This is a genomic window from Actinomadura macra NBRC 14102, from assembly GCF_001552215.1.
GTDB classification, from domain to species: Bacteria; Actinomycetota; Actinomycetes; order Streptosporangiales; family Streptosporangiaceae; genus Spirillospora; species Spirillospora macra.
Genome location: NZ_BCQT01000009.1, coordinates 162511 through 175835, shown reverse-complemented (window position 1 = coordinate 175835; position 13325 = coordinate 162511). Strand labels below are relative to the sequence as shown.

Annotated in this window: 7 protein-coding genes and 1 pseudogene; 2 read left to right on the top strand and 6 right to left on the bottom strand. The window is 71.6% G+C overall.

Features of this window, described 5'->3' with window-relative positions:
• Positions 1-165: 165 nt before the first annotated feature.
• The 3 genes from AMA02S_RS14630 to AMA02S_RS14620 all read right to left on the bottom strand — a co-directional run bounded on the left by AMA02S_RS14630 (position 166) and on the right by AMA02S_RS14620 (position 2799).
• The gene (locus AMA02S_RS14630; RefSeq protein WP_067457897.1) at positions 166-1089 is read right to left on the bottom strand and encodes a hypothetical protein; all 924 of its coding nucleotides are present in this window, start codon (positions 1087-1089) and stop codon (positions 166-168) included.
• Positions 1090-1260: 171 nt separating this feature from the next.
• Positions 1261-2328: a PP2C family protein-serine/threonine phosphatase gene (locus tag AMA02S_RS14625; RefSeq protein WP_067457896.1), complete on the bottom strand. Its 1068-nt coding sequence runs from the start codon at positions 2326-2328 to the stop codon at positions 1261-1263.
• Between the two features lie 168 nt (positions 2329-2496).
• On the bottom strand, positions 2497-2799 hold the full coding sequence (locus AMA02S_RS14620) for a hypothetical protein (protein WP_067457894.1): 303 nt from the start codon (positions 2797-2799) through the stop codon (positions 2497-2499).
• 491 nt (positions 2800-3290) lie between these two features.
• Here AMA02S_RS14620 and AMA02S_RS14615 point away from each other — a divergent pair, with 491 nt between their 5' ends.
• Positions 3291-3617 carry a histone-like nucleoid-structuring protein Lsr2 gene (locus AMA02S_RS14615; protein WP_067457890.1) on the top strand — a complete coding sequence of 109 codons (327 nt, stop codon included), beginning with the start codon at positions 3291-3293 and terminating at the stop codon, positions 3615-3617.
• Between the two features lie 45 nt (positions 3618-3662).
• Here the strand turns inward: AMA02S_RS14615 and AMA02S_RS43490 are convergent.
• The 3 genes and pseudogenes from AMA02S_RS43490 to AMA02S_RS14605 all read right to left on the bottom strand — a co-directional run.
• Positions 3663-3815 (bottom strand): annotated as a pseudogene (locus AMA02S_RS43490) (response regulator transcription factor); the annotation flags it as partial.
• A gap of 18 nt (positions 3816-3833) precedes the next feature.
• On the bottom strand, positions 3834-6527 hold the full coding sequence (locus tag AMA02S_RS14610; RefSeq protein WP_218004967.1) for an ATP-binding protein: 2694 nt from the start codon (positions 6525-6527) through the stop codon (positions 3834-3836).
• A gap of 261 nt (positions 6528-6788) precedes the next feature.
• Entirely contained in the window at positions 6789-9446 is a 2658-nt protein-coding gene (locus AMA02S_RS14605; RefSeq protein WP_067457888.1) for a cation-translocating P-type ATPase, read from the bottom strand.
• 167 nt (positions 9447-9613) lie between these two features.
• Here AMA02S_RS14605 and AMA02S_RS14600 point away from each other — a divergent pair, with 167 nt between their 5' ends.
• Positions 9614-13324 carry a nitrate reductase subunit alpha gene (locus AMA02S_RS14600; RefSeq protein WP_218004966.1) on the top strand — a complete coding sequence of 1237 codons (3711 nt, stop codon included), beginning with the start codon at positions 9614-9616 and terminating at the stop codon, positions 13322-13324.
• Position 13325: the final 1 nt, after the last annotated feature.

Here is a 13325-nt window from a genome sequence, read left to right as displayed (position 1 = left end):
GCCTTCAGCTTACGATCAAATGATGACATCGGGTTCCGCCGGAGGACCCCGGCGTAGCCGCTCCTTCACCCCGCGCACACGTATCCGCCGGTCAGCGCGTCCTGCTAACAAAACGTGAACAACCCGCCGGACCTGGCCACAGGGGCTTTTCAGCGGCCGGGCCGCCTACTGGCGGACGATCCAGTGGTCGTTCGCGCCCGCGCGGACGAACTTCAGCGCCGGGCACAGGTAGTCGTTCGGATTCGGCTCGGCGGTCGGCTGCCACGGCGATTCCGATGGGCTCGCCGCCTTCCACGTGCCGCCCTTCCGGAGCTGGATGGAGCTGCTCTCGAACACCACGTTCTTGGCGTCGGTGCAGTAGTAGCCGGTGTTGGTGGCGGAGTTGCGGCTGGCGTAGATCTCGAAGATGTCCCAGCCGTACTTCAGCGCGCTGGTGTCGGTTCCCGACTTGCTGTAGAACAGGCTCCAGCTGCTGGTCTTGTAGTTGTAGAGGTACGCCGACCACGCGTTCTGGCCCGCGTCGGTCTGGACGAGCTGGACGCTGTAGGCGGGCTGGCCGTTCACGGGCTTAGTGTAGGTCTGGACGAAATCGGCGTCCATCTTGATTTCCTTCTTCGGCCCGTCGCCGCCGCACCAGTCCCACGCCCATATCTCGTTACCGACGAGCTGGGAGTAGACGGTGGTGATCTCCATACAGGATCCGGCGGCCTTGATGGTCGGCGTGTAAGTGAAGTCGTCCTTGAAGGACACCTTGTAACTCGTGTCTACGCTATGTGTGGCCTGGAATCCGTCGTGGGAACCGGCGGCCGGCTCGACTCCCCAGAAATGGTGGACCTTCTCGCGTGCGATACGGTCGCGATGCAACTCGCGGAAGGCGGTGACGGCCTTGGCGCTGCCCGCGTTCTGGACGAAAGGACGGGCGGTGGCGACGGTTCCGCGTTTGGGTGCGGCCGGGTCGGGGGTCGCGGGGGCGGCCTTCTCGCCGGGAGGCATGCGCCCGGCGGATGCCGGGGCGGCCGCCGGGACGGCGGCGGGAACCGCTGTGAGGACGGCGATGGCGGCGACGGCGAGCAGGGTTCGACGCGGCATGGCGCAACTCCTTGCGGGGCGGGAGCGATTCGGCATGCGCGCGCTGGCCGGAGCACGGGGAGTGGACCGTGCCGGTCCCAAGGATCATGACGTGACCGGCCTATTGTCAATGACAGGTTTTTCAGTGCCCATTCGAAACAGGTCGAAGGGCTCCGGGACGCGGCGGTCGGGTCAGGCCTGCGCCGTTGGTTCCGTCGTCAGCAACAGCATCGCCGCGTCGTCGTCGAGTGGCGCGCCCACATAGCGGAGAAGGTCCGCCTGAAGGGCGTCCAAGGCCATTTCGGGATCGGTGTCCAGGAGGGCGTCCACCCGCTGGGTCAGCGGATAGAAGTCGCCTTTTCCATTTCGCGCCTCCACAACGCCGTCGGTGTAGAGCAACAGTTGATCACCGGGGCGGAACTCGACGGAGAAGGTGCGCGCGGATTCGTCGACGAGCCCGGACAGGCCCAGCGGCGGCGCCGCCGCCGGTGGGTCGAGCGACTCGGCCGCCTTGCCCGCGTGGACGAGGAGCGGCGGGGGATGACCCCGGTTGAGCAGCGTGACCCGATGGTCGGGATGCAGTTCGGCGAGCACCGCGGTCACGAACTGCTCGCTGGTGAGATGGCGCGCCAGCGCCCGCTCGATCCGGTCGGCGACACCGGGCAGCCCGGGCTCGTCATAGGCCGCCTCGCGGAAGGCGCCGAGCACGACCGCCGCCGTCTCCACCGCGTCGAGGCCCTTCCCCTGCACGTCTCCGACGATCACCCGCACGCCCTGCGACGTCATCACCACCTCGTACAGGTCACCGCCGATCCTCGCCCCGGCCGCGGCCGAGATGTACCGGACGGCGGCGCGGTTGGTCCCGACCCGGCGTGGCACGGGCCTCAGCAGCACCCGTTGCGCCACTTCGGCGATGCTGCGCATGCCCGCGAGCTCCCGCTCGTTGCGCTCCCGGTAGACGCTGGCGAGCATTCCCGCCGCCGTGACGCCGATGAGCGAGGCGAAGGTGAGCGCGCTGTTGCGGGAACCGAGAATGTGGTTGAAACGCGCCAAAGCCAGGCACAGCGCGAGAGCGAGCACGCCGACCGCCGCGGTGCGCAGCACTCCGCCGGACAGGCTGGCGAAGGCCGGCCCGAGGGCCAGCAGCGGCAGATACCCCGTGCCCGGCCCCGCGAGGACGTCGCCGGCCGCGACGAGGGCCATCATGGCGAACGGCAGGATCGTCAGGGGAGACCAGTTGTCGCGCCTGTCGTACCCCATCCGCCCACCCCCGGTCTGCGACCAGCCCCTTCTCCGGTGCAGCCTAATGTCACCGCCCACGGCCGGAAGGGCACCGGGGCCACCAACTCGTCGTTCTCGACTCGGATGGAGCCCCGGCGCCGGTCGACAGTTCGCATTCGCCGAACAGGCCGTCGCACTACAGGCTTCTCACCCCGTGGATCCATGGATTCGTGAACCGTGGGGCAGTTCTATACGAACCTGTACCGAGACGTCCTTAACGAAGCCGAGGCCGATCATGTTGCTGCGCCGCTTGGGCGTTTGGACGAGCAGTCTTCCGCCGGTGTACTCGACGCTCGTCTGTTCTGTGGTCCGTACGCCGGGCGCCTTCGACTGGTCGCCGGGACGCGCCTCGACGACGGTTTCGTCTAGGCCGTCGGCGGTGGTGTAGGCATCGCCGACGAAAAGCGGGAGCAAGGTGGAAATCGGCTCGGAGGTGCTGAACGTTGGCATGGGGATGCCTCCCGCTTGTGTGGGGACGGACCTTAGCGGTCCTGGCCGGTGAAGGGCGGGCCAGGCGCGGGCACTCGGCGGATGGGGCGCGGCCCGCGGCCGATCTGCTTCCTGGCCTCAGCCACCGGCGCCGTCGGCTCGCTTGCCGTAGTGGTTGGTTCCCGTGGCCCGCAGGGTGTTCTTCTGCAGCCGATGAGGAATTGGCCTTCGTCGGCCTGGCGGTGGGCGCGGACGCTCTTCTCGCAGCGCCGTCCGGGGGTAGGCCTCAGGGAAAGGACGGACTGCGCCTAAGGTGCCCCGGCGGCCGACCCCGCGCGACCTGCGGGCGAAAGCTCCGAGTGGGCGATCCGCGACCCGAGGTTACCGCGCGAAGGGCATTGGCGGAAAGGATCCGGTGTTCGCATCGGAGCGCGGGTCGTTGCGAAATTACATCGTCCGCCTATCATCGGCTACTCTTCGAACTGAGAAACCGAGCGAGAGGAAGTTTACTGATGGCACAGAAGGTCCAGGTTCTCCTGGTTGATGACCTCGACGGCGGGACGGCGGAGGAAACCGTGTCCTTCTCCCTCGACGGCCGAGCGTATGAAATTGATCTGAACAAGAAAAACGCGGCCAAACTACGCAAGGCCATCGCACCGTACAAGGACAATGCCCGCAAGGCTCGTGCCACGGCCGGGCGCAGGGGTGCCGCCCGCGTGGCGGGCAACCGCGAGCGCAGCGCCGAGATCCGCGAGTGGGCCCGGTCGGCGGGGATCAAGGTCAACGACCGCGGTCGCATCCCCGCGAACGTGATCGAGCAGTACGAGGCCGCCCACTGAGCGAGCGCGCGGCGCCGGGCGTCGGGCCGGCGAGGGGCGCCCGGGTCAGAGGCGCACCTCGCGGCGGGAGGTGACGTTCAGCTTGCGCAGGACGCTGGCGACATGGTCCTCGACCGTCCGGCGTGACAGGAACAGCGCTTGGGCGATCTCGCGGTTGGTGCGGCCGCCGGCCAGCAGGCGGGCGACGTCCCGTTCGCGGGGTGAGAGCTCGTTGCCCTACCCGCGGCGGCCACCGGACGGGGCGGCGGCGTCGCGGACGAGGTGGCGGCAGCGAGCGGCGTCCAGCGGGGCGCCGAGCCGTTCGTAGGAGCGTGCCAGTTCGCCGAGTGCGCGGGCGTCGGCCGGGCGCCCGCGGGCGGCCTGTTCGGTGAGGCGCGCCGTCCGGTAGGGAAGGTCGAGGCGCTCGTAGCGGCGGATCGCGGTCTCGAAGAGGCGGGCGGCCCCGGCGGGGTCGCCGTCCGCGAGGGCGAGCTGGGCCCTGCAGGCGGTCAGGGCGGCGCGGGCGAGCGGTGCGTCCAGGCCGGCGAGCCCGACGCGCATGTCCTCGACGAGGGCGTGTGCGTCCTCGCCGCGGCCGGCGCCCAGGTACGCCTCGACGGCCTGTGGGGCCAGGTCGCCCGCCCACGCCCACAGGCCCTTGCGGCGCAGCAGGGCGGTCCCGCGACCGGCGTGGGCACAGGCCGCGGCGACGTCGCCGCGGTCCAGCAGCATGGTGATCATCCCGCCGGTGGCGGCGTTCGCGACGGGGATGAGCGCGGAGTCGGGCTGGGACATGCGGGTGGCCCGGTAGCAGGATTCGGCCTGGTCCCAGTCGCCGCGGGCGGTGGCCAGCCAGCCCAGGACGAGTTGCAACTCGCTGGTGACGGGCAGCAGATGCGTGTACGTCTGGGCCATCCGCTCGGCCCGCTCCTCCAGCCCCTCCCAGTCGCCGGCGAGCCAGTCCAGCCGGATCCGGGTGGTCTCGGCGGTGCCGACGGCAGCGGACGCGCCCGCCTGGGCGGCGAGGTTCAGGCCGGTGTGCAGGTGCTCCCAGGCGCGTGCGTAGTGCCCGATCCACGAACACGCGTCGGCCAGGCTGAAGTGCACCCGGGCCAGTTCCCGCGTCTGCTCGGCGCCGCCGGGATCCGAGGGCGCGGGCAGCAAGGCGATGCGGTGCCAGGCGCGGGGGTCACCGGAGATCAGCTGGGCACCCACGACGTCGGCGAGCAGCGAGGTGCGAGGCGCGCCCGCGGGCAGCTCGCCGAGGCCGTCGTCGACCTGGTCGAGCCATGCGCGGCTCTCGGCGATCGGAGCGGTACCGAGGTAGGGCAGGGCGAGGACGGCCATCCCGCGCAGCCTCCGGTCGGGACGGTCGCGCAGCGCGTCGACGGCGACCTCGATGTGGGCGCGGCCCCGGTCCATCTCGCCGGTCTTGCGGACCAGGAGCAGGCCGAGCCACAGCCGTACCTCACCCCGGACGCCGCCGGACAGCCGGGAGTCCGACGACAGCCGCTCGATCTGGGCGATCACCCCGTCGTGGTGCAGGCCGCTCAGCGCGTACCGGCACAGCTTGGTGGCCATCCGGTCCACGTCCTCGGCCGCGAGGGACGGCTCGGCGACCGCGGCGCACAGCAGGTCGATCGCGGTCGAGGCGTCACCGGCCTCCAGGGCCGCGTCGGCGGCGCCCTCGCTGTGGCGGAGCCAGTCGTCCAGGAGCCCGGCGTGCCTGGCGTGCGCGGCGAGCCGTACCAGCGGGGGCCGGTCGAGTCGCGCCAGCGCCGCCAGCGCGCGCAGGTGCAGCGCCCGCCGGTCCGGGCCGGGCAGCGCGTCGGACACCGCGCGCTGGGCCAGCGCGTGCCGGTAGCCGAACTCGTTCTCGGCGATCTCGACCAGGACCGCGTTGTCGACCAGCCGGGTGACCTCCTCGCATCCCCCGACCTGTGCCACGGCGCCGAGCAGCCCCGCCGTCGCGGGTACGGCGAGGACCGCCGCGGCCTCCGCGAGGGAGCGCGCGGCGCCGGGCAGCGCGCGCATGCGCGCGGCCATGGCCTCGTGCAGCAGTGCGGGCACCTCGGCGTTGTCGAGCAGCCGCCGGGCGGCGCCGTCGAAGCGGACGCCGCGGTCGAGGTCGCACAGCGAGTACGTCGTCTCCTCGACGAGGAACGGGATGCCCGCGGTGCGCTGTCGCATGGTCTCCGCGAACCCGGCGGGCACCGTCCGGCCGCCGAGGATGGCCTCGACCAGCCCGCGGACTCCCTCGGTGTCGAGCGGACCGAGGACCAGGTGCGCGGCGGTGGTGCCGGGCGGGGGTCGGAACGCCCGGCCGAGCGGGGCGTCCGCGGGCAGGTCCTCGCGGCGGAACGTCACCAGCAGCGAGAGCCCCGGCGGCGGGTTCGTCATGATGAAACGCAGCAGCTGGCGGGTGCCGTGGTCGGCCCAGTGGACGTCCTCGATCACCAGCACCGCGGGCCCCACCGCGGCCAGCAGGTCGCGGACGGCGCGGAACAACCGGTACCGCTCGGCCGCCGGGTCGCCCAGCGGTTCGGGCCGGACGGGCAGCCGGTCGGCCAGTTCGGGCAGGTGGGGGCGCAGCGCGCCGGTCACCGCGGTCGGCTCACCGAGCCGGTCGCCGCAGGCGCGCAGGCACTCGAAGATGACGCCGTACGGGAACGGGTCGCACAGCGGCCGGCAGTACCCGGTCGTCACCCACGCCGGACCCGTGCGCAGAGCGGACACCAACTCGGCGACCAGCCGGGTCTTCCCCACACCCGCCTCGCCCTCGACGAAGGCGACGGACGGGGACGCGGCGATGGCGGTCGCGAGGGTGCTCAGCTCGGCGTCGCGCCCGATCAGCACGGGAGAGCCGGTGCGGACGGAGGAGGGGGACGGCCCTGACCGTCCGCGCTGGATCCGGCGCGCGCCGTCGGTCATCGTTCGCTCCCCGCCGGAGTGCCACGCCCTAGGTATGTCGGCCCCGAGCACCAGCGTGGGTTCCCTGAGAATAGGCGTCACCGTACGTTTCCGGAAGCCCCGCGAATCGTTGTCGTCGATCCCCTATCCCTCGCGGGTAATGCCATGGTTGTTCGGCGAGCGTCAGCGGGCTGCGGGTACCGACAGCCACGCTTCGGCGTGCGTCTCCTTGACGTTCACGGCGCGGCCGGCGCGGCGACGGTACGTATGGAGGTAAACGCTCTATCGAGCCTCGACCCGAGGGGACCGGGACCGCTGAAAGTACTTCGCGATCTCGACGAGGACGTAGGACATGACGGCGACGGCGGCGATGCGGAGCCAGGCGGCGGCGTCGAGGGCCGCGGAGTCGAACACCTCGTTCATCGCCGGGGTGTAGGTGTACAGGATCTGAAGCCCGATGAGCGCGAGGGCGCTGACCGCGACCCAGGGGTTGCGCCGGACACCGCGCAACAGCAGCGGGCGGTCCAGGGACAGGCAGTTGAACAGGTAGGTCAGCAGGGTGAGCGCGAAGACGTTCACGACGATGGTCTGCGCGGTCTCGGGTGAGGCGCCACGGGCCCGCTCGAAGTGCTGGAGGCCGAAGGCGCCGGCGAGCAGGACAGCCGAGACCAGCAGGACGCGCAGGGTCATCGCGCGGGTGAGCAGCGGCAGGGCCGGGTCGCGCGGCGGACGGTCCATGATGTGGGCGTCCTTGGGCTCGACGGCGAACGGCAGGCCGAGGGCCAGGACGGCGGTCATGTTCAGCCACAGGACCTGGAGCGGCAGGATCGGCAGCGCGGTGCCCGCGACGATCGCGGCGACCAGGACCAGGCCGAGGCCGATGTTGGAGGGCAGCGCCCAGACGATGAACTTCACCAGGTTGTCGAAGACGCCGCGGCCCTCCTCGACGGCCTGCTCGATGGAGGCGAAGTCGTCGTCGGTGAGGACCATGTCGGCCGATTCGGTGGCGACGTCGGTGCCGGTGCGGCCCATGGCGACGCCGATGTCGGCCTGTTTCAGGGCCGGGGCGTCGTTGACTCCGTCGCCGGTCATCGCGATGACGTGCCCGGCGGCCTGGAGGGCTTGGACGAGGCGGAGTTTCTGCTCGGGCGAGACGCGGGCGAACACGGCGGTGGCGGCGATCCGCTCGGGTGTGACGTCGGCGCCGGACAGTTCGGTGCCGGTCATGACGGGGCCGTCCAGTCCGATGTGGGCGGCGATGGCGCGGGCGGTGGCGGCATGGTCGCCGGTGATCATTTTGACCTGGATGCCGGCGTCGTGGCATCTGCGGACGGCCGAGGCGGCCTCCGGGCGGGGTGGGTCGATCATGGCCTGGAGGCCGAGGAATCGCAGCGGGGGCAACGCGTCCAGCGTGGTGGCGGGTGTGTGCCCGCGGGCGAAGGCGAGCACCCGCAGGGCCTGGGCGCCGTAGGACTCGGCGCGTGCGATGACGGCGGCGGCGTCCAGCGGGCGCGGCTCGCCGTCGGGCCCGGCGGCGTGGTCGCACAGCTGGAGGATCCGCTCGACCGGGCCTTTGACGTAGACGGCGCCGTCGGCGTGCAGGGTGGCCATGTAGCGGCGCTCGGCGGTGAAGGGCTGTGCGTCGACGCGGGGCGGTGCGTGGTCGAGCCCGGCCTTGGCGGCGCTGGTGAGCAGGGCCCCTTCGGTCGGGTCGCCGGCGATCTGCCAGCCGCCGTCGCCGTCCCGGGTGAGCTGGGCGTCGTTGCAGCCCAGACCCACCAGCAGCGTCTCGCGCAGCACCGGATGGTCGGCCAGGTCGAGTTGCCTGCCGTCCTCCTGGAGTGTCCCATCGGGAGCGTAGCCGGTGCCGGTGAGGGTGTAATCGCGGCCTCCCGCGGTGATGGCGGTGACGGTCATCTGGTTCTGGGTGAGGGTCCCGGTCTTGTCGGTGCAGATGACGGTGGTGCCGCCGAGCGTCTCGACGGCGGGCAGGTGCCGGACGATCGCGCCGCGGCCGGCCATCCGCGCGACACCGAGCGCGAGAGTGATCGTCACCACGGCGGGCAGCCCCTCGGGGATCGCGCCGACCGCCAGCGCGACCGCGGCGGTCAGCATCTCGGTCGCGTCGCGCCCGCGCAGGACGCCGATCAGGAAGGTCAGAACCGCCAGCGCCAGGACGGCGACCGTGATGATCTTCCCGAACTGCGCGATCTTGCGGGTGAGTGGTGTCTGGACGGTACCGGTGCCGCGCACGAGCCGGTGGATGTCGCCCAGTTCGGTGCCGGTGCCGGTGGCCGTCACCACGCCCGTGGCCCGCCCGCCGGCGACGAGGGTGCCGGAGAAGGCCATCGCGGTGCGGTCGGCCAGGGCGGCGGGTGCGGGCAGCGGCGCGGGGGCCTTGGCGACCGGCATCGACTCCCCGGTCAGCGCCGACTCATCGACCGCCAGCTCCTCGGCGCGCAGCAGCCGCACGTCGGCCGGGACCTTGTCGCCGGCCTCCAGTTCGACCAGGTCGCCGCGGACCAGGTCCGACGCCGGGACCCGGCCCGGCGTCCCGTCCCGGACCACCGCCGCGGTGGTCTGCGACAGTGCGGCCAGGGCGTTGAGAGCCTTCTCCGCGCGGGCCTCCTGAACATAGCCGACCACCGCGTTCACGATCACCACGCCGCCGATCACCAGCGCGTCCACGTGTTCGCCGAGCAGTGCCGTCACCGCCGCCGACACCAGCAGGACATAGATCAGCGGGCTGTTGAACTGGAGCAGGAAGCGCACCAGCGGGCCACGACCTCGCGCGGCGGGCAGCGTGTTGGGCCCCTCCCGCGTCAGCCGCGCCCGCGCCTCATCCGACTTCAGCCCCGCCACGGGATCGGTCCCCAGATCGCGTGCCACCGCATGTGCGGGCCTCAGATACGGCGGCGGGACGGGCGTTCCGGCGGTCATCCCGGACCGGTCTGGCGGATCTTCATGGCCGCACCTCCTCACGGATCCACCTGAAGATCCCCCGAATCCCCACAAGCCACACCGCGCCGGCCGAGGTGTCGCGGGCCCGCCGGCCGGGCACTGTCCACGGTGAAGATCGATCACGGAGCACAGAACGGTGCGAGCAGGTGGGCGAGTCGCGGGCGGGGTTGGACGGCGCGGTGGCCGATGCGCTGGTGGGGACGCGCAGGTTCTTCACCCGGGCCGAGGTGTCGCCGGATCTGCGGACGATGACCAAGACCGGCGGGCGGCAGGCGGATGCGTTCTACCGGGAGCGTTGGGCGCATGACAAGGTGGTCCGGTCCACGCACGGGGTGAACTGCACCGGCTCGTGCTCGTGGAAGGTGTACGTCAAGGACGGCATCATCACCTGGGAGGCGCAGCAGACCGACTATCCGTCGGTGGGCCCGGACCGCCCGGAGTACGAGCCGCGCGGGTGCCCGAGGGGTGCGGCGTTCTCCTGGTACACCTACTCGCCGACGCGCGTGCGCTATCCGTACGTGCGCGGTGTGCTGCTGGAGATGTACCGCGAGGCCAGGGCGCGGACGGGCGACCCGGTGGCGGCGTGGCGGGAGATCGTGTCCGATCCGGAGCGGGCGCGGGCGTACAAGTCGGCGCGCGGCCGCGGCGGGCTGGTGCGCGCGAGCTGGGACGAGGCGGCGGAGATGATCGCCGCGGCGCACGTCCACACGATCGCAGAGTTCGGCCCGGACCGCATCGCGGGGTTCTCGCCGATCCCGGCGATGTCGATGGTGTCGCACGCCTCCGGCGCCCGTTTCCTGTCGTTGATCGGCGGGACGATGCTGTCGTTCTACGACTGGTACGCCGATCTGCCGGTGGCCTCCCCCCAGGTGTTCGGCGACCAGACCGACGTGCCGGAGTCCGGGGACTGGTGGGACGCCGGCTACCTGATCATGTGGGGGTCCAACCTGCCGGTGACCCGCACGCCCGACGCGCACTGGATGGCCGAGGCGCGGTACCGGGGGCAGAAGGTCGTGGCGGTGTCGCCCGACTATGCCGACAACGTCAAGTTCGCGGACGAATGGCTGCCCGCCCAGCCCGGCACGGACGGCGCCCTGGCGATGGCCATGGGGCATGTGGTGCTGAGGGAGTTCTTCGTCGACCGGCGCGTGCCCTATTTCACCGACTATGTAAAGAGATACACCGACCTGCCATTCTTGGTGCGGCTGGAGTCGCGCGGCGGCGTCCACGTGCCGGGCAAGTTCCTCACGGCTGCCGATGTGACCGGCGCGGACCTGCCGGACGGCGAGGCCAGGTCGGAGCATGCCGCGTTCAAAACGGTGATGCTGGACGCGGGCACCGGGCGTCCGTTCGTCCCGAACGGCTCGGTGGGGTTCCGGTACGGCGACGCGGGGCAGGGCAGATGGAACCTGGACCTCGGGGCCGCCGACCCGCTGCTGTCGGTCGAGGGCGGAGAGTCGGTCGAGGTGGAACTGGCGCGTTTCGACGCCCCGGACGGCGCCCCGGGGACGCTGCGGCGCGGTGTGCCGGTCCGGGATGTGGGCGGTCATCTGGTCACGACCGTCTATGACCTGCTGCTGGCCCAGTACGGGGTGGCACGGGATGGCCTGCCCGGTTCGTGGCCGTCCGGTTATGACGACGCGTCGCAGCCGTGCACCCCGGCATGGCAGGAGGGCATCACGGGCGTGCCCGCGCAGGCGGCCGAACGGATCGGACGGGAGTTCGCCGCCAACGCCGAGGAGTCCCGCGGGCGTTCGATGATCGTGATGGGGGCGGGCACCAACCACTGGTTCCACTCCGACACCATCTACCGGGCGTTCCTGACGTTGACGACGCTGACCGGCTGCCAGGGCGTGAACGGCGGCGGGTGGGCGCACTACGTCGGTCAGGAGAAATGCCGTCCGGTGACCGGTTGGGCGCAGCTCGCGGGCGCGCTGGACTGGTCGCGCCCGCCCCGGCAGATGATCGGGACCGCGTACTGGTACCTGCACACCGACCAGTTCCGCTACGACCTGTTCGGCGCCGACACCCTGTCGGCGGCGCGCCCGTCCGGCGGGGGCGGGCGGCTGGCCGGACGGTCCACCGCTGACACCATCGCGCAGTCGGCGCGGCTGGGCTGGATGCCGTCCTACCCGACGTTCGACCGCAACCCCCTCGACCTGGCCGACGAGGCACGGGCCGCGGGCAGGCCCGCCGCCGCGCACGTGGTGGACGAGCTGAAGGCCGGCCGCCTGGCCTTCGCCTGCCAGGACCCCGACGCGCCCGAGAACTTCCCCCGGATCCTGACGGTCTGGCGCGCGAACCTGCTGGGTTCGTCGGCCAAGGGCAACGAGTACTTCCTCAAGCACCTGCTCGGCGCCGACTCCTCCGTCCGCGCGCGGGAGGCGCCGCCGGAGGTGCGGCCCAAGGAGGTCGTCTGGCGTGCGGAGGCGCCGACCGGGAAGCTGGACCTGCTGCTGTCGCTGGACTTCCGCATGACTAGCACCACGATCTACTCCGACATCGTCCTCCCGGCGGCGACCTGGTACGAGAAGCACGACCTCAACACCACCGACATGCACCCGTTCGTGCACTCGTTCAACCCGGCCATCGCGCCGCCCTGGCAGACCCGCACCGACTGGGACGCCTTCCAGACGATCGCCGCCGCGTTCAGCCGGCTCGCCGAGGGCCGTCTCGGTGTCCGCGAGGACGTGGTGGCGGTGCCGCTGCTGCACGACACCCCCGACGAGCTGGCCACCCCGCACGGGCGGGTCGCCGACTGGGCGGCGGGGGAGTGCGAACCCGTACCCGGCGTGACGATGCCCAAGCTCGTGACGGTGGAGCGCGACTACCCGGCGGTGGCAGCGCGGATGGGTGCGCTCGGCCCGCTCACCGAACGCCTCGGCGCCGCCACCAAGGGCGTCGCGTTCGAGCTGGGACGCGAGGTGGACTACCTGCGGCACAAGAACGGCGTGATCCGGGGCGGCCCCGCGGACGGGCGGCCCTCGCTGTTGCGCGACGTCCACGCCTGCGAGGCGATCCTCGCCCTGTCGGGGACGACGAACGGACGGCTGGCCGCCCAGGGATTCCGGACCCTGGAGCGGCGGACCGGGACCCGGCTGGCGGACCTGGCCGCCGAGCGCGAGGGCGAGCAGGTGACCTTCGCCGACACCCAGGCGCGGCCGGTGCCGGTGATGACCTCCCCCGAGTGGTCGGGGTCGGAGAGCGGGGGCCGCCGGTACTCGCCGTTCACCGTCAACGTCGAGCGGCTCAAGCCATGGCACACCCTCACCGGACGCCAGCATTTCTATCTCGACCACGACTGGATGGCCGAGCTCGGCGAGCAGCTCCCGACGTTCCGGCCGCCGCTGAACATGCACGCCCTGTTCGGAGAGCCCGAGGTGGGGGAGACCGGCGAGCTGGGGCTGACCGTCCGGTACCTCACCCCGCACAACAAGTGGTCGATCCACTCCGAGTACCAGGACAACCTGTTCATGCTGTCGCTGTCGCGCGGCGGCCCGACCATCTGGATCAGCGGGACGGACGCGGCGCGGATCGGCGTCCACGACAACGACTGGGTCGAGGCCGTCAACCGCAACGGCGTCGTGGTCGCCCGCGCGGTCGTCTCGCACCGGATGCCCGCGGGCACCGTCTACATGCACCATGCCCAGGACCGGCTCATCGACGTCCCGCGCGCCGAGACCACCGGGCGGCGCGGCGGCATCCACAACTCGCTGACCCGGCTGCTGATCAAGCCCAGCCATCTCATCGGCGGGTACGCGCAGCTGTCGTTCGCCTTCAACTACCTCGGCCCTACCGGCAACCAGCGCGACGAGGTCACCGTGATCCGCCGTCGCTCGCAGGAGGTGGAGTACTGAG